This window comes from Vaginella massiliensis, assembly GCF_900089075.1.
GTDB lineage: Bacteria > Bacteroidota > Bacteroidia > Flavobacteriales > Weeksellaceae > Weeksella > Weeksella massiliensis_A.
In genome coordinates, this window is the sequence record NZ_LT593747.1 from 374,671 (window position 1) to 397,757 (window position 23,087).

Annotated in this window: 18 protein-coding genes; all 18 read right to left on the bottom strand. The window is 33.0% G+C overall.

All coding sequences use genetic code 11. The features are described 5' to 3' along the window. Positions 1-7: 7 nt before the first annotated feature. On the bottom strand, positions 8-907 hold the full coding sequence (locus tag BN8061_RS09070; RefSeq protein WP_068598604.1) for an Abi family protein: 900 nt from the start codon (positions 905-907) through the stop codon (positions 8-10). A 249-nt stretch (positions 908-1,156) separates the two neighbouring features. After that, positions 1,157-2,485, bottom strand: a complete 1,329-nt coding sequence (locus BN8061_RS09075; RefSeq protein WP_068598606.1) for a restriction endonuclease subunit S — start codon at positions 2,483-2,485, stop codon at positions 1,157-1,159. A gap of 79 nt (positions 2,486-2,564) precedes the next feature. Continuing rightward, positions 2,565-4,667, bottom strand: a complete 2,103-nt coding sequence (locus tag BN8061_RS09080) for an HsdM family class I SAM-dependent methyltransferase (protein WP_094745932.1) — start codon at positions 4,665-4,667, stop codon at positions 2,565-2,567. Positions 4,668-4,767: 100 nt separating this feature from the next. Beyond that, positions 4,768-9,900 carry a DEAD/DEAH box helicase gene (locus BN8061_RS09085; protein ID WP_068598608.1) on the bottom strand — a complete coding sequence of 1,711 codons (5,133 nt, stop codon included), beginning with the start codon at positions 9,898-9,900 and terminating at the stop codon, positions 4,768-4,770. Further along, a complete protein-coding gene (locus BN8061_RS09090) occupies positions 9,897-10,733 on the bottom strand; it encodes a hypothetical protein (protein ID WP_068598610.1) in 837 nt (278 codons plus the stop codon). Before BN8061_RS09090 ends, BN8061_RS09085 begins: the two co-directional genes overlap by 4 nt. A 4-nt stretch (positions 10,734-10,737) precedes the next feature. Further along, positions 10,738-12,471, bottom strand: a complete 1,734-nt coding sequence (locus tag BN8061_RS09095; protein WP_068598612.1) for a GumC domain-containing protein — start codon at positions 12,469-12,471, stop codon at positions 10,738-10,740. Continuing rightward, positions 12,458-13,987: a hypothetical protein gene (locus tag BN8061_RS09100; protein WP_068598614.1), complete on the bottom strand. Its 1,530-nt coding sequence runs from the start codon at positions 13,985-13,987 to the stop codon at positions 12,458-12,460. Before BN8061_RS09100 ends, BN8061_RS09095 begins: the two co-directional genes overlap by 14 nt. Positions 13,988-14,302: 315 nt before the next feature. After that, positions 14,303-14,692, bottom strand: coding sequence for a hypothetical protein (locus BN8061_RS09105; RefSeq protein WP_154662300.1), 390 nt, complete (start codon positions 14,690-14,692; stop codon positions 14,303-14,305). 947 nt (positions 14,693-15,639) lie between these two features. After that, on the bottom strand, positions 15,640-16,227 hold the full coding sequence (locus tag BN8061_RS09115; RefSeq protein WP_068598619.1) for a hypothetical protein: 588 nt from the start codon (positions 16,225-16,227) through the stop codon (positions 15,640-15,642). 68 nt (positions 16,228-16,295) lie between these two features. Then, positions 16,296-16,511 (bottom strand): hypothetical protein, encoded by a 216-nt coding sequence (locus BN8061_RS09120; RefSeq protein ID WP_068598621.1) that lies wholly within the window; start codon positions 16,509-16,511, stop codon positions 16,296-16,298. 1 nt (position 16,512) lies between these two features. Further along, positions 16,513-17,919 carry a DUF6965 family protein gene (locus tag BN8061_RS09125; RefSeq protein ID WP_204207202.1) on the bottom strand — a complete coding sequence of 469 codons (1,407 nt, stop codon included), beginning with the start codon at positions 17,917-17,919 and terminating at the stop codon, positions 16,513-16,515. Between the two features lie 3 nt (positions 17,920-17,922). Beyond that, positions 17,923-18,150 (bottom strand): hypothetical protein, encoded by a 228-nt coding sequence (locus BN8061_RS09130; protein ID WP_068598623.1) that lies wholly within the window; start codon positions 18,148-18,150, stop codon positions 17,923-17,925. Then, entirely contained in the window at positions 18,134-19,537 is a 1,404-nt protein-coding gene (locus tag BN8061_RS09135; RefSeq protein ID WP_068598625.1) for a YfjI family protein, read from the bottom strand. The genes BN8061_RS09130 and BN8061_RS09135 overlap by 17 nt, the downstream gene beginning before the upstream one ends. Beyond that, positions 19,534-19,851 carry a hypothetical protein gene (locus tag BN8061_RS09140; RefSeq protein ID WP_068598627.1) on the bottom strand — a complete coding sequence of 106 codons (318 nt, stop codon included), beginning with the start codon at positions 19,849-19,851 and terminating at the stop codon, positions 19,534-19,536. The genes BN8061_RS09135 and BN8061_RS09140 overlap by 4 nt, the downstream gene beginning before the upstream one ends. Further along, a complete protein-coding gene (locus BN8061_RS09145) occupies positions 19,841-20,200 on the bottom strand; it encodes a helix-turn-helix domain-containing protein (protein ID WP_068598629.1) in 360 nt (119 codons plus the stop codon). Before BN8061_RS09145 ends, BN8061_RS09140 begins: the two co-directional genes overlap by 11 nt. 78 nt (positions 20,201-20,278) lie before the next feature. Beyond that, complete coding sequence (locus BN8061_RS09150; RefSeq protein WP_068598632.1) at positions 20,279-21,154, bottom strand: hypothetical protein; 876 nt, start codon at positions 21,152-21,154, stop codon at positions 20,279-20,281. Between the two features lie 21 nt (positions 21,155-21,175). Continuing rightward, positions 21,176-22,333 (bottom strand): site-specific integrase, encoded by a 1,158-nt coding sequence (locus BN8061_RS09155; RefSeq protein WP_068598633.1) that lies wholly within the window; start codon positions 22,331-22,333, stop codon positions 21,176-21,178. A gap of 58 nt (positions 22,334-22,391) precedes the next feature. Continuing rightward, positions 22,392-22,952 (bottom strand): helix-turn-helix domain-containing protein, encoded by a 561-nt coding sequence (locus BN8061_RS09160; RefSeq protein WP_094745933.1) that lies wholly within the window; start codon positions 22,950-22,952, stop codon positions 22,392-22,394. Positions 22,953-23,087 lie beyond the last annotated feature (135 nt).

A 23,087-nucleotide genomic window follows, 5' to 3' on the forward strand; every position in this document is an offset into this window, starting at 1 on the left:
TTCAAGGTTATTGGATAAATATTGGTTGGTTTTGCCAATGTGGTGGAAATCCCATTTTGTAAAATGGTACGTTAGGGAATTGTTGTATTAAATCTACTAATTCTTTTTTTAATGAATGCCCTGGAGATATTTTATCATTTAAATAAATCATTCCTGCTAATAACGGAAATATTTTCTTTAGATGATTTTGATTGGGTGTAAAATCTAATAATACTGTTTCCATATTTTTAGGCCAAGAATATTGCGTAATTAAAACTTTATTCCATAATCTACTATGATGTGCAACAATATTTCTAACTAATGTGATACTACGTAACCAACTTGAAAAATCTGCCGAACTTGATAATCCAAATTCATTGGCTATTGTAGATTTTGCAGGTGACTGATGTTGTAGGTTATCATAAATTTTAGAAAGTGTACCTAAGGTAACTACTTCTAATGCTTTCCACGCTTCGGGGTAATCGTTTTTATGATTTTTGTAGTGCGATTTCATAAATTCTTCACTACTACTTTTCATTTCACGATTGAGTTTGGATAAAAATTCTGCGTGTTGAACTTTGTTTGTAAAAATCGATTGATCAATATACCAACATTCACCATAAAGTAAAGCTAAATGATAGATAAGTTTAGTACGCAAAGCAATCTCGATACGTTCTATTGCATTAAAAACTAATAACCTGAAATGCCTATCGAAATTGTACAAATCAATTACATCTTCGAAATAAGAATGAGGAGCGAAATGATGATTGACTTTATCGTCTTGCATTTCCCACCAATATCCCTTTAGGCGATAATACGATATATTCGCTAAAAAATGAGGTGCATTGTTAATGTCACGAAATAACATATCGCGACTTTGCAACAATTGTATTTGACCTGATATAGTTCTCGGATTTTTACCTGCCATTGTGAAGATGGTATTTACGAACAGGTATAAAATAAGAAGACCCGCAAGCTGTTCTGATGGGAAGCAGTACGGGTACCGTTGATGCAAAGATACCCATAATTTTTGAATTGCAAAATATTTTCAAATTATTATTTAATCAGTGGCTTATTTAAAATTTGGAACACTAATTTAAATAAAAAAATTCTTATTTAAAATTTTGGCTATTTTTTTAAATAAGGACTTGGACTTTTTAAAAATTAGCAGGATTTTTTACTCTACCACTTTTATTTTACCGGTTACTACGTCGTTGATTAATGTTTTACGTAACTGTTTTAAGGTGTCTATTTGTTTTCCAATATTAATTACGATAGCATCTATAGTAGCTGTTTTATGGTCTAAATATTTGGCTATTTCCTCTTGTTCTGATTTGGGAGGAACAACCATCTCAATGAAAGATAAAATACCTTGACTAACATTTGGTTGTGTACCACCTACACTTAAACTTATTATATATTGCTTAATATTTAGTAATTGATAAAAATGAAATTTATTGAAATTATCATTTTTTAAATTTAAACAACAACAAGCTTGATTTGTTGTAGAGTCAATGTCCAATAACCCCATTTTCCCAATAGTTGCACCATACATCGCAATTACTAAAGTACCTTTCTTCTGAATTTTTAAATTTGGATAATCGTCAAATACCGTGTTGTTTAATTTTTTTTGAGTTGAATTTATTATACCGTCATTTAAATCTCCTGTATTTAACCAATTAATTGTACCATCTTCATAATAAGAAAGGTTACCTGAGGTTGGAGTTGCACCAGAAGACATAGATTTACATACATCCTTTAAACGTTTCACCTCCCAATGTTGTGGGATTTGCCCAATCCAAGAGATGCCGCTGTCTTTCATTTCGACTTCGCTCAATGACCGTAAACCTTTTGTAATGGTTTGGTTGATGAGTGTACGTTTTAATTTCTTATACGTTTCTATCTTTTGTTCTAAAAGCGATATTTTTTTATCTATTGCTTGTGTTTTCGCATCTAAATAATTGGCAATGGCTTGTTGTTCGTGGAAAGAGGGAATTAAGAAAACAAATCTTTCAAAAACATTTTGATATAAATGTAAAATAGTAGAACCGTTTTTATGATAGTCTATAAAATCTCTAAAAACATTAGAACTTAATACCCAATAAAAATAATCAACATTATAACTTTTCATTAATGGACGGGTTACAAAAACACCACTATTTAAAGTTGATTTTTTAGGTAAATCTTTAATTAATGCTATTTTCCCAATTGTGCCATCTTTGGTAATAAGTAGATCATCAATCTTTAATTGAATTTTTTTATCTTGATTATAACGATCTTCTTCTACACAATAACAGTTTTCCCAATCAATAGAACCATCTTTAAAATCAGTTCCTGTAACACAATACCAATCAGAATTTAAAATAAATTCATCACTTCTTAAGCCTTGCCAACCAATACGAGCTTTAACGTATGTGTTATTTTTTATACGTCCTAATTTCCACGATGATGGATATTCCTTAATCCAATGAAACTCAGATTGAGTTAAATTTTCATATTTCCTCATAACCCCAACTCATTTTGACAAGTTAATATTAATTGTTTTTTAATGGTCTTGTCGAACTCGCCTTTTAAAATTTTACAAATCATAAGGCAAGGCTCGTTTCAAGGTTAGCTAATTCGTTTTCTAAACTTTCTAATTCAGCTTGTAAATCTGCAATAGGCGTTAATTGTTCAGGTACATAGAAAATCTTGTTGAAATTGATTTCAACCCCAATCACATTGTCGCTGTATTCAAACGGACGCGTCACATACTTTGCCATAAAATCGGCAATTTGTTTTTGATTGTCTGCTTCTACGGGATGATACGGGATAATCTCGTAATCCTTCACCGTATCTTTTGTTAATTCAACGGTTATCTGGATAAACGCATCTTTGGTTTTTGTTGGTTTTTTATAGGCTGCTTTTACAAGAATTTTACCGTTACCTAATTCTTTGGCTTCGACAGGCTCAGCCACCGAAGTTGCTACAATCGTTTCTTTGTCTGCATCGTAGCTGTAAATCGCTTTTGGTGTATGGATTTTAAGATTCGATTCTTTATAGTCGATGCTATTGATTAATTCTTTAACCTCTTGATTGAAATATTCTTCTAAGCTGCTGTAAGAAGTTTTGTCAAATGTTGTGATTTCAAAATTGGTTAGTTCTTTTACTTCACCATCAAAGGTTACAAATTCTACTTTTGTAGGATTTAGTTTTATTGATTTTTCCTCTACGGTTTCACCTGCTCTGTTGATTTTAGTAGGCATTTGAATTGCCTTACCGTTTTCATCTACATTGGTTAAAATAATAGACTGTTTGTTGTAATAGAAATGCCATTTATCAAAGACTTTTGCCATTTCTTTACCATCTACAATAACATCTTCGAAATTGACAAAAGCATCTACAATTGCTTTTCGATTATCGGCATTCATCTGACGGCGTTTTTTACCTTTGGATTTCTTTAATAATTCCCATTGGTTGCTACCATCAATTAATATCACTTTATCTTTTCGATTGGCAGGTTTGTTTTTATTAAATACCCATAGATAGGTATAAATACCCGTATTGAAGAACTCGTCTTGAGGCATTTGGATTAAAGCTTCTACCCAATCATTATCAAAGAAATGTTTACGGATATTCGATTCACCAGAACCAGCATCACCCGAAAATAAAGTAGAACCATTGTGAACGATCACCCCAAACCCATTGTCATTTTCTAATTTCGATAAGATGTGTTGGGTAAATAAGAATTGCCCATCTGAGATAGAAGGTAAGGCGTGAAAACGACCTGTTTCGTCTGATTTTACTTCTTTTTCAAATCCTTTCCAATCCACACCATACGGCGGATTAGCTACTGCGATATTGAACGATTTATTGAAGAATTTACCTGTTTCTGTAATGGTATTCCCGTATTCGATGTAGGTATCTTTACGGAATCTACTCTCGATTTTAGCCAATGCGTACAAGGTATCGTTCCATTCTTGCCCATAAGTAGCCGTAGGACGATTGGAGATTTCTTGGATCTTGTCTTCAACTCCAAAAAGTAAGTTTCCTCCACCACAAGTGGCATCATAAATCGTTAAAAACTCATTGTTATCTTCAATCTTCGTTGCAATTAGTTCAGAGATTAAAGAGATAATATCATCAGGTGTATATTGTTCCCCAGCTGTTTCAGCCGAAATATCTGCCCATTTGCGTTTGATGTGTTCTTCTAAAGTGGTAATATCGGAGTTATTGAAAGGTAATAAATCAATCTCGCTCCACGCTTTTACGGTATTGAAAAGAATGCGTTTTTTCTTTAGTAAACCACTTACACCTGTAATATCTAAGAATTTTTCTTCTTCGTTCCCTTTATCAACTCCTAAAAGGTATTTGGTTTCAGCATCAAAAGCTTTTAAATAACCATCAAAATCTGTGTCGAACGCTTTATCGTTTTTACAAATGTCTTTTAACGTAATCCCTTTACGAATGACATAATCATTATAGCCAAGACCTTCTAATTGGAAAATCTCTACAAAGTCTTCTATATCTTCTATGCCTTCTTCTTCTCGTATTCTGTTGGCTTCACGAATTAATCTACTCTCTACCATGACTAAGGCAAAGAAGGGCATCATAAATTTAGGGAAATCGGATTGTTTGATTCCTGCACCGATTAGTAAATCGGCTGTTTTCCAAATGTCTGACTCGTATTTAAGTATGTTAATGCTCATTGTTTGTCATCTTATTTTTAAAGCTCCCAAATGTACTGAAATAACAGCGACTTGCTAATCGGAGCCTCCACCTTTATAATTCCCTCCATCAGACTCATGATTATATATCAAGTAAATGAATGAAATCATCAAATTGATCATTTAGTAATTCAGTTATAAAATTTTCACTCCAAAATGGATGTACAACCAAGTATTTTTTTCCATTATTTTGTTCGAAATAATACACATTATTTTTTCGTTGAAGCTTTGAATCATGTTTACTCAAGATTAACTGGGTCAAATAATTACCAAAATAATCTTGCCAATAAACTTGAGAATAATCTAAATTAACATTACTATCTTCAGACATCATCGCTAAATCTAAAGCATACCTCCAATTTAATAAACTATGATGATTTTGATTATAATAATCCCTTAAACAATCATAGCATGATGAAAAACAATCATGGCTATGTATTTCTTTTGTTAATGAATTATATATTTCTCCATCAGGCAATAAATTTGAAATGAAAACCTTTTGACTAATTTCTTTATCGGAATTACCATTTAAATGGTTAGTATAACCAGCTCCATTATCTGCTGTTTCAACTATAAAAATTTCGTGTTGACGAGTAGATGGAGAAATCCTATACCCTAAATTAAATTCTGAAATTTCAACATCTAGTTCACTACATATTGATTTACGAATTAAATATCCCCAGGAAAGAAAAATTGCTTTCTGATATACACTCGTAGGGTCCAAAGTATATTTATTATCTATTTTATGCAATTGTAATGTTAGAACCCCGGTTTTTTGAGTAGCAATTAAAGCATAGTTATTTTCATCTAAAACTTTAACATTTTTATCGTTAAGTAAATCTTTCACAACCCATCTATTGGTATTTCTAATTTTTCCTAATTTAAATAATTCACCATCGTTATCATTTATTTGGTGAACGATACCTTCGTCAGGTATCACATTAGATGAAACTAAGACATTCTTTAAAACAACTTTATTCGTTAAGTTTGAGTTTGGATCTAAAGATATTTCTCCTGCTCTCGAATTAAATTCAAAACGACCATCAAAGTCCTTAGCAGGATAGTCGTAATCTACGCAAAAGCCTTTCGGTGAAATAACATTTAATTCCTCCAATTCATATTCACATTGTGAACATTTTTTATTCTCCGTCCGTCTTGTATATACTGTTTTACAATTTACACATCGATAAACCCCACTTCTTAAAGAATGCGATAAGCCTTCTTCAACAACTCGACCTTGATTATAACAATAGGAAACTATTCCAACACTCTTTAAAATCTTCTTATCCTTTATAATTTCACCGCCTGGCGCAAATTCTGAAATAGCTAAAGATAGACCTCTAGAAACAGTATTTTCAGCAGGTAGAACCTTAGGAACTTTTTCATATAAAGATCTAACTTGAGTAGGAAATCCAAACATAGGTAGTATTCCAGCATTCGCAAGTTTTTCACTCAAATCAATCTGAGGAAAATCAATTGAATTTCCACAAATTTCATCTATTTTCTGTGGTAATTTCAAAACCTCATCATTATAGATTTTATCAGCTGACATTTCAACATTTGACCCGATCTTAAAGGTCTCAATAATTTGATAGACATCATTTCTTTCATTTTCAATAAAAGAAATCACTTTTTTCTTATTCAGCGGCCATTCGTAATCTTTTCCAAAGTTTCCATGAACATTTGAGGAATTAAAATTTTCGTTTTTAAAAGCTCTATTTAATATTTCTTTATATACAAAGCGTAAGAATATTTGCTCACGATTCATCTCTAAATAAGGATCAGCTGGTGTAGCAGAAACCATCCGATATGACTCGTTATAATGAGCTTGATCGTGTGAATTTCCTTTGGCTACAGTTAATGCAATTGAAACAGGACTCCCTCTACGGCCTGCTCGACCAACACGTTGTTGATAATTAAACCTCTGTGGCGGTACATTTCCCATCATCACTGCAGTTAGAGAACCAATATCGACCCCAGCCTCCATCGTAGTCGTAACACTCAATAAATCTATTTCTTCTACCAATTGATTTTCTTGTTCTAACAATCTTCCTTGAAATAAACGCTGACGTTTACGTCCTTCACTTGAATCCGTTTGACCTGATAATTCTTCGCAGTGAAGACGTAAGTTATCATTGTTCTGTAATTTAGCTAAATGCAGATAGTAATTATTAGCTAATATTCTATCAATTCTTTCTTTTTCAGCTATTTCTAAACTTGCATTGCAACAATTGGTACAGATATTCTGGAAATTAATTAATTGTAAATTACTACATGTTTTGCAAACATACGTGGGTTGTGGGTTCTCTTTTAAAACAAAATTTAAACCACTACCAGTCAAAACAAATTTATCATCCCTATTCAAACGACTTGCTTGTAATATAGCTAAGAATTCATTTTTAAAGGGATGACGATAACCTTTAAATCCTAAGCAGGCACGTGCATATTTCCATACTTTTTGTGGTATGGAAGTAAAATTAGTATTAGATTGAGAAGACTCTATTCGATAAGACTCACCTAATAATTTGATACAATTTGTAATAAATGAAATTGGATAAGAATAATCACCTTGTATAGAAGGTTTCAAATACCCAATATTTAAAGACTCGAATGACCTCCTACTACCTGCTAATAAACTTAAAATAATTTCATCATTCAACGATTTACGTAATTTTTGATAAAATGCAACATCCTCAAATTCTTTAAAATAATTGGCTTCAAAATCTACTTGAAGATGCCATGGGAGTCCATTGGAATCCCTTAATAGGGAATCTCTGGGACCACCTGGATTAATCCCCTGTTTTAACAAAGAAAATGCAATTTTTCCAACGATATTTACTATTGAGATCCCAGTTTTTGAATATTCGTTGATTTTTTTCTGTAAATTAATAAATTCGTTATCATCGGATTCAAATGAGTGATATTCTAAAATTTCAGAATACAACTCCTTTATAGTTGTATTAACGTGTCTTCTTAAATAATTACCTTCTTCTTTAGTTACCTTCTTTTCCAATGATTTCATTAAAAGTTCATAATCTTTAGATTCATCAGAAAGATTTTTTAATAAAAAATAACGCACCAAATCTTTATAATGATCCATCTCAATCCCTGCTGCAAGTTTAGCTGCAGCTTGCCTACTATCTGAGAATAATACTAATTTGGCAGATTTGGGATCTTTCTTTTGTAAGGAACGCATTAAACCATCTGCCATCAATTGATTGATCTTTTGAACACCTGTATAATGACGATGTATTGGTGTTAATGAATTTTCTTCCAAACGATCTTCTCTTAAACTTGTACCACAACATACACAAACATTTGGATATTTTGCTTGATAATCATTATTTACATTAAAAACTAATGCATTTCCTCCTATTCTCCCTAGTGACCATTCATTTGACTGGTAATCAATTGTAATAAATTTCCATTTGGATAATTCTTTGTTAATCTTCTCGTCTACATCATCAGGGTTAATTTTACTATTAATGTTGTTGTAAATTACACGACTGATAAATCGATCTTTATCTAAAGTTGGGGTTTGAATAAGCGTGTAAATATTAGAATTACTCAGAGATTCTTTATCTATCCAAGATTCTAAATAGATTTCACCACATTGTCTACAATTTAATAATTCCAATACAACTGAACCACAACCACACTTGGTCTGTGGTCTTTTATACAATTTACCTACATTACGTCCTTCAAACTGAAAATGTTCTTCTACTTGATTACAACTAGGATTTACACAAGCCCATAATCCATCCACATTTCGAAAGAATAAATGTGTACGTATGGGTTGTAAAGAATTCCCATTATCATCTTTTAATACAGTTAATGCTACTAAAATTTGTTTTAGTGCTTCGATTGCAACACCTATTTCGTCATTTGGAAAAAGTAATTGAGCTAACTTATTAGCTTCCTCAGGTTTATTTAAATGAGATTTTAGATGATTTAAAAGTTGATGTTTTTTAAATAATAAATCTAAGTCTTCACTTTCTAATTCCTCCAGCTTCAAAAAATCATTTGCTGAAAGAATGTCTTTTATAGGTGGTGTTTCTATTTTTTGATCTTTTACAATAGTAAAACGTTCACTAATATGCTCTTCATTAACTCCAAAAAAACCTGAAAGGAATTTTTTTACACGAGGCGTATCCTGCATCGAAGCGCTTGAACACAAAAATTGCAATTGTTTTGAATCTGGCTCTAATCCAAGTCGATGCAATAATAATCGTATCAAATAGGCTACTTCTGTTCCACTCGTACCACGATATGAATGTAATTCATCAATTACTAAATGAAAAACATGATTTTCAGACTCTTCTAACCATTTTTTAGTTTCTTCAAAAATCCTCTCTTCTTCCTTACGATTCAGCATAATATTTAACATACTGTAATTCGTAATTAATATATCTGGTGGATTATCTTGTATTGACCAACGATCACACAATTCAATTTCTGGATAATCTCGATTTGGTATGTCTAGTAGATAATCAGAAGTATTTTTCTTATCGTGCTCTACTGATTCTTTTACAGATTTCCATTCTTTATCTAATTGTTCTAAAGCTTTTCTATTTTGTGTAGATCGTTTTTTTCGATCACCTGCTACAGGAGTCAAACCTGTATAACGTGCAAAAGTTATATAATCTCCATTTAATGATTGATCAAACCAATCAATCACCTCAGAAGTGGACAATGTCCGTCTTAAACGTCTCATTTGATCTTCAGCTAAGGCATTTAAAGGATAAAGTATCAACCCTCTTACAGCGGGATGCGATGCCTTTTCTTTTGAAGAATTAATCTTTTCATTTAGAATATCATAGAATAACGGAAAAAGGAAACATTCTGTTTTTCCTGAACCAGTTCCAGTAGTAACAATTAAATTTTTACGATCAATGGAAGCTGTTTTGAAGGATTGATATTGATGTACATACAATTCACTTTTCTGATTACCAAAATTTGGAAACAATCCTTTTCTTACAAACGAAGCAAAACGTTGATCAATTTTTAATTCATCACAAATATTTTCTATAGTATCGTAGCTTTCATACTTCGGTGTAAATTCAATAATCGGATACTTAGTAATAGTTTCATCAGAATTAAGTAAATCATTACGTTCATCTTCCAACTTCTTGTTACTAAAAAATAAACTTGTATCTATATATTTTTGGTAGGTAGTTTTTAAATCATCCCAAATTGAAAATAAATTTTCTTTCATAGTATTGTATAAGATAGTTTTAATGGTTTTAAAATTTGATTTACCTGCTTTTTATTCAAACAAAATTGATTAAATGCGGGAATTTCACCTTTGTTTAAAACATGTGTGATAAATAAGGTTTTGTATATAAAATTAGGAAGTGTTATACTCTTTTCAACTGATAAAATTTGAGTAATAGAATCCAATGTGAAAATGGTTTTATTAGTTAAAACTAACCGAATAAATAGTATTTTTTCAGTTTCATAAGGTTTTATTTTATAATACCTATTTGCAAAAACTAATAGATACTCAAAATATGCATCATTATGTATGAAACGTTTATATAATGCAGTATCCTCCCCATACACCTTTTCATTTCTCCATTCATTTTTAACTGAATCAAATTTTTGCAATTTCACATAAGAACTAAAATTCTGTAAATCAATTGGCTTCCATTCTTTTATTATTTTTTTTAATGGTTGAAATTGATGCGTGTAGTTATCTAAATTAAATACTACATTATATGGATTATCCATCCAATTTATATCCTTAAAAACAGTTAAACCTAAGTATTGACTATAGACTTTTTCAGGATTTTCCTTTAAAAATGATGCGGGTAAATTTACACCTAAACTATAATCACCTTTTGAATCTGAATATATTTTTGAGGCTGTTAATCCGTAACTGTTTTCATCAACTTTATCAATTAATCCCATTCGTAATAATTCATAAAAAGGGTATAATTGAGAAGGTTGATTTTCGTCTCTCAATAAATTTTTAATCTTTTCAAACTTGAGCGATGTTTTTCCTAAAGCATAATTATAGACAAATACATCATATAAAAAACTAATCATAACTCTAGAAATATTGTTCACTATAATCTTGTACAGCTCTATTGAATGTAATGTTTTTTAAATCAATAACTTCATTTGTAGGAAACTGAATAAGGTTAATTGATGAAAGATTTGGTAAACATTTCCAGTTTCTAAATGTCGATGGATTTAAATCAAATCCAAAGTCATCAATTTCTTCATCCGTAGGAATTAAAATGATGGTAAGATTAGAAGGCATAATATGTACTCCATCTACTGTCATTCTAATTCTATTGGTAATATCTAATATTGGTTTACCATAGCATTCGAAGCTGGCAATATTAAAATCCTGCAACACATAAAAATAATGATATTTCTCATCTGTGGAAGCTTGTTTAATAACAGATAATAATCCGTTATCTTTCCATAACTTAAACTTCAACCAATCAGCTTCAGCATGTTGAATTGCAATTTTTGCATCTCCTACATGAGCCAATAAATTAAGTACAAATTCGACGCTTTTCGCAAGCAAGAATCTATTATCCTTTAATAGAATTAATCCATCTTCATATTTATCTTGATTTGGAAAACGAAAATTAAATTCATCTTTCAATTCATCATAAAAGTCATCCAAATCTGTAAATACTGGAGAACCATTAAGATAAGATACAAATTCAACTGGATTTATATCTTCATCAATAGTAGAACCGTTTGAGAAAATTTGTGGCTGAAGATTCGCCATTATTTTAATGGTAGTAACAATTTCGTCTTTTTTAGATTCTATTATCTGAATTTGGTCTTTTACATCTTGTAATTTTTGTTGTTCATCTTTAACTAATTCTTCATAAGATACTAAATCATTTTTCTTCTCTTTTAGCAAACTTTCAACAGCAGCTAAACTATCTTCTAAACCCTTCTTAAAATAAGCTTCAAAATCCTCCTTATGCTTATTAATCGAATTTTTCACTACTTCAGCCCAATCTTTATTTTCCCCCAATTTATATAGTTGTTCAAAAGATAAAGTTAATTGGTTTAAATATTTCTCAGCACGTTTTAAACGGACAGCATCCAATCCAATTTGTTTATTATTAATTGATGAAATCTGCGCCCCTACTTTTAAGATTAAATTCAAATCTGCACGATCAATCGCAATCCTATCTTTTAAAAACTCAACCAATTGTGCTGGGGTACTACAATCAATCGATTTAATTTTAGTATGTGGTTCTTCAATTAAATACAGATAGTCTAAATCTTCGTCCTCAATTAATTCTTCTATATGATATTCAAAAGCATTAGTTTCTTTCCCTATAACCGGCAATACTTTTTTATTTTCAACCTTAAATGGCCCAAAAATATCTGTACTGTCACACAAATAAATTCGTGAAAAATAATCAGGAATTAAATTTCTTGAAAATAAGAATTTAGAAATATTTTCTAAATCTAAATAATCTTCTGCAATATAATCAGTAGGAATATCAATAACTGGAACTCCTATTTTATTTACTTTTTTTAAACCAACATATATATTTCTATTTTCAGAAATTTCAAAATTTATCTTAGAAGGAATAATTTCAATCAAATCTTTTACTTGAACATTATCTCCATATTCATATATCTTATTTGAATAAATAACTCCTGAAGTATGAAAAATCTCTTGCATTCTATCTGGATCATCAATGTATTTATTATCCACTTCAACTCCAATTACTTTACAGTTTCCACCGTTTCCATCGTACGAACGGTCTAATGTTATAGCTATAATTTTATTAATATTGTCCATCTTTGTATTGGCTTAGTGCGTTAATTAAAATGTATTTCGAGGTTGATTTGCGTATTTTCCTATTATTGTTCGTTAGTGTTTTCATCCATTGATTAATAGAAAATTCATCCTCTTCAGCATTATTAACTGCTTCAATTCCTAGCCCACTCATACTTCCATCAAGCGAATATTCTAAAGCACTTAAATCAAGTTTAAAATCGGATTCTAAAATATTATCCATAAGTTTAACTCCGGAAAGAACCTCAAATGAATAGGTAGTATATCTATTTACTTTAATCTGATATTCCCCTGGTGAATTTGGTTGATTTTCAATTACACGTTTATTATTACAATACAAACGATACGGAGTACTATCAATAGATACTAATCGAGGAAGTTTTGAAAATAGATATTGTCTTTTTGAACTAATTTTTGTTCCAATAATTTTTATGGGGTACTCTCGTAATTGATGCTTTATTAAACAATTAGGGATTTGGTCTTTTATCTCAATTTTTACACAATAAAAATTGAATGGAGCCGAACGAAGATTGATCTTTTCTCCGTTTTTATTTAATAATTCATTGTTAATGCTCTGAGATGATGTTATTATAACGAAAAATGAATTTTCTTCTATATGATTAGATTTGTTAAATTCTGTTGTATAAACTTCATCTTGTTTGAAAATAGCAAGATGATTCTCATCTAATAAATAATTATAATTTTCAAAAACATCAAAATCTTCATCATATATCACGACATGATTACTATCTATTTTAGCAATATAATTTTCTGAAGATTTTTTTTGAGGGGAAACACGAATATTAAAGTTCAACCATTCTAAAGAATTATAGAAATCAAAAACTTGCCTTCTTTTTATTTTTTCTTCATTTTCTTTGAGAGAATTCAAATTATTTGGCCTTTTTAGCTGGCCATAAAGTCGAGACCTATATTTCTTGAATTCCGATATGAAATTTTCATAATCAATCGTTTCATAATTGGTATAAATATGATTATAAAAGTTGCGATACTCTTTTAAATCTTCGTAATTCAACACACATTGTGATTCTGGGAATTGCGTATATCTACCAGCATGAGATTTTGGATATGGAAGATCTAAGAGTATTTCTTTTTGCTCAAAAAAACTTTTAGCATGTAGCCAAATTTTTTCTTGAATATTCAATTTATCATTATACTTTTCCGCAAATAATTGATTTAATTTTTTTTTAGAACTTATATCAGTTATAGTTATAAATCGATCCCTAAAATTTGCAGCTGTTACATTGCCGTCATTTTGCATCATAAAAACAGCATGACATTGCAATGCTAACAAACCAAAGTACTTAGGTATACTATTATCAAATTTTAACAATAATGACCAATCATATTCTTTTATCTCTTTGAAGGTATGAATATATCTAACATCTTCTATTAAATCTTCAAAATCACTTTTAGGAATAGTCAACGTATTATATTCACCTGGAATTAAACTCTCTATATAATAAGAATATACATTTCGATTAAATTGGCGATAATCCATAGTTAACAGTGTAAATTAAAATACTAGAAAATCATATTTAGATTAGAGCAAGGTGAATTGTCTTTCACATCATGCAAATCTTCCTCTATCCCTGATATTATTATACGCTTGATAAAATTATATCGATTGGAAAAAAATGTGAAATTAATAAAAGGATAATGATCAGTTTCGACCAGAAGGGCAGTTGATTTCATCATAGCGAAAGAGTTAAATATCTGCAAATTAATACACTTACAACAATAAATAAAATTTTATACATAGATTTTTCTCTACTCTTAATTCAACTTAGCCAAAACCATTGCCCTTAATCCCCCCCTACCAACACTCCAAAACAGAAATCCCCAATGACTTACCATCACTAAGCCGAATAATCTCATCTTTTTCCTTCCGATAAAACCTGCAACCCGCTACTGCCAATAAAAATTTACTTCTTTCAGGAATACCAGACAGCTCAAAATGCAATGAACCTACTTCAGAATCTCTTTCTAATCGGATGGAATTCGCCGGATGCAATACATTATGATGCTCTAAATCGGTTTCCAAAATCGCATAATTCAATTCAATCCCATCTGCATCCTGACGCCAACCAATTTTCCCCGGATCTACATCGTAAATATTCAACTGAAAACTTTCAGGATTCACCTCAAAACGAAAAGGCAAAACCAAAGCCAGACGTAAATCGGGCGTATATTCAAACTCACGCAATATTTTCTTACCCTCCTGCGTATTGCGCCCTGTGAAGCTCGATGCGCCCCTCGCTTATTCACAACATCTAAATCCCTTAATTTTAAAAACATAGAAAGTAATTCCCAATGAAAATTGGGATTATCCCAACCATAATAAAAGGGAAAAAGCACCCGTCGAAAAAACTTGCTGACATGAGAAGCATGCCCAAATTCTGAATTAAAATCCCGCACAATCTGCATTTTGGGACTCTTCTTAATTGCTTTCTTATTAAACCCACCACCGGCCTCTCGGGCAACCGGCTCACCGTTCAGATAATAAAAATTAATTCCGCCAATAGGGTAACGACAAGCGGAAAATTTCCAATTTGCTTTGCCATGATAAAATAATTTTTTTAAATAAACATTAGGGGAAAACCCATCCAGCACTAAGATATAAATTTTTAGAATCCAACTAATACTCAGCCCCCTACGCATTACCGATCTCAAACCTAAATTGTAAAACGAATCATAGAATACCATTCCAGAAAAGAGTAAAAACCTATCAAAACCCAAGATAACCCGACAGAGGTTCCAGTCAAATCCCTATTTATACCATGCTTATGCCATGCTATCCCCCTATTTATACCATGCTTATACCATGACTATACCATACTATGATAACTCTTTTAAGAGTCTAAAAGAATAATAATTCTGAAAAAAATTAGATGAAGAAAACATAAAAAGCAATTTAATCCCAATTCTATCAGAGACAAATCCTTGTATAAATTTAATAAATAAAATCCAGAATCCCACCAACAATACTACTTTCCGATACAAAAAGTAATTAATATTGATTATCAACTATTTACGTTTTTGAGGTACAAATAAGGTACATTACTACATTAAAAAGCTCCTTTCGGGGCAAAATTACAGTTTTCATTTTGAGTACTTCCAAGACGGTAAATAAGAAACTTTTCGCCTAACATTTCAACTTAACATAAGGCGTTCAATTTCGTGGTATGGTATGCTTTCAGCTTTTTGTATCTGTTCCATTAATCGCAAATACTTTTTGGTGGGCTTTCCTGCATAGGTCTTTTTAAAGTGCTTTTGGCATAATTGGCTGTAAAGGTCATCTGTTTTGAAATACGCCCCTAATGTTTTATCCAGTTGCCTGTACTTCTTACTTTGGGTTTGTGTTTGGTACATACAACCGTTAAAGGCTTCACGGTGTAAAAAGTAACCGCCTATTGAATACAGTTTACGGCAACGCTTCTTTGTTTGTGGGCAAAGGAAATACCAAATAAGCCCCTTACCTAAATTAGACGGCATAGAAACCAATCTTACTTTGTAGTTTCGAGGTTCATCCCTGTACTTGTAATCCAGTTCAATGTATGGTTGTTCGCTGTGGGTGTTTACTCTTATTGAAATACTACCTATCGGGTTTCCGTTACTGCTCCAGTTGAGTGTACCGCTTTTTATCTGTTCAGGGTTGAGGTACTCCCATTCTTTTAGCTTAGAAATACTTATTTGCAACGCTTCATTGTATAGGGTTGGGAATGTGTGGGGCTTTGGCATTTGAAATTTATTTTGAAAATGAAACCTAAATCATTAAGCAACTTTGCACTATATTGAACTATAACAGTTTAATCAAACCAATTATTTTTTTTAGGTTCGCCCAACGTATGTTTTACGCTTTCTGTTTTTGGCAATACATACGGCATAAGTTTGCAAAGTATGTTTAGCCGTTGCACGGGGTCAAGTTCTTTAAGTGTTTCAGGCAACTGTTCCAGTTCCTTTTGCATTAAATCTTTAAGGGTTTCACGTAACCCCGTTGTTAATACTTTTTCTTTTGTGTTCATATCAATTAAAATTTGTTATTAATACTTGTTTCAGTTCCTGTAATCTGTTCAGGTAGGGTAAAAAGGTTCGTTTGCCGTTATTCGCTTTTACGGTGGCAAAGTGGCTTTCAATGAATAGGGAACAATCCGTTATTGTGCTGCACCCGTTCAGCTTTACGGGTTGGGTTGGTAGTTCAATACTTGCAAAGTAGTTTTCAAGTTCTGCAATATCATTGCTCCAGTTTTCGGGCTGTTCTCTTATTGGTTCAGGTTGGAATACCTCAACTTTTGGCAATGGCTCAACGTGTGAAAAAATAATGTTTTGTTGGTGGGTAACTTTAGTAACTTTAGTAACTTTTTCAGGTTCGGGCTGTGGTTGTTCCTGAATGTTCCTTTTCCTGAATAGTCGCCAATCCTGTTTTATTAAATAGTCTGCAATGTCTTTACCTTGCTCTTTGTCCTGCTGTGGTGCTAACTGTTCTAGTAAGTCCGAAAATATAAAACGTGTTCCGGGTAAACGGCTTTCGTATTCTTTGGCTTTTGTTTCCCATTCTTTAAAGGTGTTACCGTCTTTTGAAAGGTCGGGAAATACATACACAAAACGCCCCTGTAATACTTTCAGCTTGTCAAACGAAAAACTGCTTTTATTGTAAACTGCCAACCAAATAAGGCTTTCAGGTGTTTCAGGCAAACCAAAATACAACGTACCGTAAACGGCTGTTTTTGGGGCTTCAACTAATGCAACGGGGTTGCTGTGGTACTTGCTTAAAAGGTGTTCGCCAAATAAACAGGAAATTCGTTTATCCTGTTTTGTGTACGCTACCAACCATTCAGGTAACGGCTTATTGTTTCGGGTGTGATGCTTATCAATTATTGAGTGTAAAAAGTCCGTGCCTGTGGTGTGGTTCTGTTCGTCAAACTGCTTTACCTGAACGGCTCTTACATTGCCATTTATATCAATAAAAGGAAATGTATTTGCTCCTGAACGGTAGCCGTTTTGTACCGTACCCAAATGATACAATGAAATAACCTTTTCAATGTCTTGCACTTCAAAAGGAAAGGCAACCCGTGTAAGTAGGTTTTGAATAAATATATTCTGTTCATATCCTGCACGGGTACGGTTGAATACCTCAACGGGAACAAACGCCCTTTTGGGCTTATTTACGGGCTTATTTATTCGTTTTGGTTGCTGTGGTTTCCAGTCTGTTTTATTGCCTTGTTCCTGCTCCCAAATTGCTTTTGCGTACCCGTCCAAATATGGGTTGAGGTGGTACGAACATTTACTTTCACGGTCGCAACGTCCGTACTGTTCGGGTAAATAGTCGCCTGTTTCTGTATCAATGTACAGTACAAACGTCTTTTTGTTACAGTCGGGGCAATGGTGTTTTTTACTGCCTTTTTCTAAAGTGTATCGGTGTTCTGTATTCATTTTCTAAAATTGTTGTTTGGCATAAGTGGCACAAGTGGCACAATTCAATAATAACAAGGCTTTCAGGCTGTTTTTAAGTGGCACAAACTTGGCATAAGTGGCACAAACTATTTTTGAAAATGCCAGTTGTGCCAACGTTGTGCCAACAAAATGCCATATCAAACCCTTATGAATAAAGGAAAGTGTCAATAATGCCACAAATGCCACGATATTTTTAAAATAACTTTTCATATTCGCCTTGTCTTATCCATTTGAAAACTTCTTTGTTATTCAAAAACCGCTTAAAAGTCCGTTCAGCCATTCCCATACTTTCAGCAACCTGTACGCCCTCACTTGTTGTAAAAGTGTCGGGCAACGCTATGTAAAGGGTTTGTTTGTCGGTTGGTAACTTATCTAATGGACTTGCATTTGATACAATAGAATGTACCTTTATAGCTGTTTTTTTGAAGTAATCAACCAACTTTAAAGCCCCTTGTACGGCTTCCATTCCAATAGCTTGTTTATTGCCCTCATTACAGGCATACCGTACCATTTGAAGTATTAAAGCCAATCGAACAGCGTACATTTCTATTTTGGCATTTATACCGCTTATAGCTTCATTTTCGTGCTTATTGCTTTGGTCTGTTAGTTCCCTTTGCCATTCAAATAAAAGTTGTTTTGCTTCGGGTTTAAACCTCAATATTTCGGGCTGTGGGTTGTTGGTTTCGTCCTGAATTATTGAAACGTCCAAAAGGTTTGAAATAATGGTTTGCCAATTCTCAACTATTTCAGGGTTTAATTCTGTTTCGCTCCAGTATTCTTTTTTCAAATTATCGGGGACAACAAACAGCAACCTATCTAAAAAACCGTTTTCGGTTCTATTGTCTGCTAATTCATTAAGTACGCCCGGTTGTATTGTTCCGGCAACTGAAATAAAGGGCAACGGTATGTAAGTAGGTTCGCTTGTTTTTCGGTTTATCCTTATTGGTTTACCGCTCCAAACACTTAACCAAAATTGTTCTTCACTTCCTTTGTTGTATCGGTTGAAATTCTTAAACCAACTTGCTAACTCATCTGCATAAACGCCAATACCTCTTTTATTGAATTTATGCACCTCTGTAAGTGCTTCGGGTGTAAAGTCGGTAACTAAATGCTGTTCCCAAATTGGCTTTACAGGTTCGTTATAACCTTGCTGTTCCCTTTCTTTTTTGGTAAGGGCTGAAATAGTATCATATTCCAGTTTTTCGCTTTGGTATTTCTGAAACTTTAAATTGTCCCGTTGCTCAATTGGTTTCAATGCAAAACTAATTGGGTGGCTTTTGTTCGTTCCTGCACGTCCAACAATGGAAAGGTATAAAACAGCGTTTTCCTGCCAACCTTTCATTATTTCAACTCTGTGGGTGTTACCTATGGAAACAGAAACAGCGTACAGTATTGAAGCCCCTATAAAGTCAATAGGAAAATTCAGGCTTTCATTTGTGGCTGTAATTATTTCCTGTATCGGTTCGGGAAATACCTCAACCGGGAAAGGGTTTTGTTTCGCTTTCTGTTCAGCTTCAACGGTCTTTTGTAGTTCCTCAACGTGGTTTAAGATAGTAGCCGGGTTGTTGAGGTCATCAAATACGGGGTTTAGTTTCATAGCTTAACAGTATTTGAAGGTTCAACAATAGCCGGGAACAAATCGGGGTTGGTGGTGTAAAACCCTGCACGGTGTTTTGAAATTGGGCAAATGCCTTTCCGTACTATACAAATACGGTTTTCTTTTTCCCATTCAGCAACGTAACGGCAAATATTAGCCCTCAAAATGCCTGTTTCAATAGAAACCATTAACATAGTTTTGGGCTGCCTGTAAAGGGCTGCAAATACCCTTTCCATTTGTGCCTGAAAATGCGTACTTTTGCCTTGTCCTTTATGCGAAAAGACTTTAGGGCTGTTCAGTTGGTTACTTTCCATTGTTCAGCCCTTTTTTAGTGTTCAATAAATACGCTTTGGCTTCCTGCTCAATTTCAGCGTTTGACTTTTTACGCCCCTCTTTAAGATAGTCCAGTAATTCAGTACGGGAAAAGTACAGGCGTTTGCTTCGCTTCATTACAGGCAATTCGCCTTTACTTACCTTGCTGTAAATGGTGGGTACTGTAAGGTTTAGAAATTGTGCAGCTTCCTGAACGGTTAAGAGTTGTTCAGGTTGTTCGGTGGTGGGTTGTTCCTGTTTTTCAATTAACAGGCGTTTGAGTTCGCTAACTTCTTTTGTTAGCATTGTTACCGCTTCGGGTAACTTGTCAAATGTTAAATTTTCAGTCATATCGAAAGTATTTTTGTTTGTAATACTTTGCGAAATTCTGAAACGGGAATACGGTTAATTTACGGTAAAAATGCGTGTTTACGGATATTGATATTTATTAGCTATTTGCATAAGTTTCTTTACCTCATCATTGTTTCTAACAGCTTCAAAGTTTCTTTTTTTGTCCTCTGAATATGGGTTAAAAGCACTTCGGTAAAAATCAAATAAGGTTTCAGGGTATGGGCTGCTTTTATGCAATTCTTTAAACAAATACCTAAAGGCTAACTGAACAAATGTTTTATTGGTGTTTACTACTTTAATAGGTTCTGAAATTTCAGGTACTTTAAAGTCATTTTCAAAATACCAAATTGTCCATTCAATCAGCTTTTCAAAATCTGTATCGTTCAATATCTGTTTATGTTTTCGGGGGCAATTCCCATTAAAAAACCCAAAGTGCTTTTTAATCTTTTCCGAAAGTTCTGTTTCCTTTGGTTCAGGTTTTGGCTTTGTACTTTGTTGAGGTGGTAAGGCTTGTATTTCATTAACTAAATCAGAGTAAATTTGCTCTCTTTTCCGTTGTAAGAACTTTTGGAAATTGATTAACTCGATATTTATTTCCTTTTCCGAAATATTACTATCAATACTTTTCAAGGTTCGTATTAATTTATCGGTAACAGGCTGAAACATTGTAACGGTATCAAAAAACCAATACTGTTTTTTATAGTTTTCAATAATCTTTAAAGCATTTTCAGTATTGATATTTTCTTTGCTCATTAAACATTTCAATTCGATGATTTTATTTTCAGGAATAAACGGGTATTCAATTTGAAAATCATTTATCAGTTTTAAAAAAATATCGGGCTTTAACATTAAACTGTAAAGTCCCTTTTCATGTTCTACAACTGGTTCAGGTTCTATTGTTAAACAGTATTGCAACTGAATAAAAAATAATTCTGCTTTCTTTATAAAATCCATTGTCTTTTATGCTTTAAATGGTTACATATCTAATTTAATTTTGTCGGCTGCTTTACGTTTGGTGTCGTCCACAATCTTAGCGTATATCTGCGTGGTTTTTAGGTCTTTATGTCCTAACATTTTTGAAACGGTGTAAATGTCCGTTCCGTTAAACAGTTGCAAGGTTGCGAACGTGTGGCGAAAACAATGAAAGGTTATATTCTTTGTTATTCCTGCTGCTCCAATCCATTGAAACAGGTGTTTGTTATGGTAGGCTGAATATTTAAGCCCCTCAAATACGGGTTTATCCTGTGGCATATCCTTTGGGTTTTCTGTACCCTCTGTAAAGCTGTACGCTTGTTCTGAAATGGGCAATACCTCAACGCCTTTGGTTTTCTTTTGGTTAAAGTTCAGGAAATACCCTTGCCCGTTTATGTATTCCAGTTCGCCCCAAGTCATTTTTTGAATATCTGAAAACCTCAACCCGGTAAGGGCTGAAAACAGGGCTGCACGTTTCAATAAAACATCATTGCACGGTGTTTTTACAAGTTTATTCAGTTCCTCAATGGTTAAGTATTCCCGTCTTGTTTCGGCTGCCTTAATTGGGCTTATTTTGGCGTTCAGGTCGGTTTGTAGTATGCCGTCTTTATAGGCTTGTTTCAATGTAGCTTTTACCTTATTGAAATACGAAACGGCTGAATTTTGTGAAAGGGTTGTTTTATCACTCTTTTTACTTTTGGTAGTTAGTAGGTATTCTTTGAAGTCCTCTAAAAACTTTTCGTTGAGGTCGGCAAACTTCAATTTACCGTTGGTAAATGCTTCAATGTAATTGAGTGTTGAAACCCAGTTATCGTGGTTACTTGCTTTACGTTTGTTGGCTAACTTTCTGAAATACTCAATAAAACATTGTTCGCCCAATTCCTTTTTGCGTAACTGCACTTTTTCGTATTCGCTGTAAATTTCAGGCTTGTTTAAGAAGTTTTCACGCTTTTGGCGTATGCTTTCGCCTATTTTCAAGGTTTCAGTATTGTGCTGTTTGTCAATCGGTGTTTTAGGTTTCTCAAAAATGTAAAGCCCTAAAAACTCCCTGCGTGTGGGCTTGCCTGTTTCGGGGTGTGGTATCGGTGGGTAAAAGTCAAGGTACAGGCTTTTACGCCCCTTGCTTATTTTCTTTTGTCTTAAACTTACTTTTGTTGCCATTGTCTTTTATGCTTTGTGAAAATAGTGAAAAACGTGAATGTTTAAAAACAATCTTTTTTTATGGGCTAAATAAATTATCTATGTCCGTTTTGGAATAGTAGGTAATCCCGTTTAGTTTCAGTCTTTGAATATTGTGTTTATTGCCATAATTGTAAATCGTGTTTCGGGAAACCTTGTATTTTTCAATAATTTCACCCATTTGATAACATTGTTCGGGGGTTAATACTTTCGGGGCTTTTTTTTTAGTTTGTTCAAAAAGTTGTTCTATGTCTTTACGTCTTATTCGGGTTAATTTTTTATTGAGGTTCAAGGCGTGTATTTCGTTCGTTTCAATCATTCTGTAAATAGTTTGTTTACTGCACCCAAACAATTTCGCAACCTCTGCAACGGTTAAAAACTCTTTTTCTTTAATGGTGGCAAGGTCAAAGGCTTTTATCTTTGGTTTTAGTTTCTGTTTAGTTTCCTGTTCTACTTCTTTTTTTAGCTCCTGCCTTTTTCTCAACTTATAATTTCGTGAAGCGCATTTGTGCGAACAAAAACGAGTGGTTCGCTTTTGTGCTTCAAACATTTCAGCACAATGTTCGCATTGCTTCAATATTGTAAAATTTGCCTTACTCATTTCACCCTTTATTTTGTACGTTTTTGTATTAAAGTGTTTAAAAGTATATTAAAGTGTTCCACTATTTCGCCTAAACGAGGTACAAAAAAAGCCATTTTACTGACTTTTACCCGATGAGGTACAACAAAGGTACAA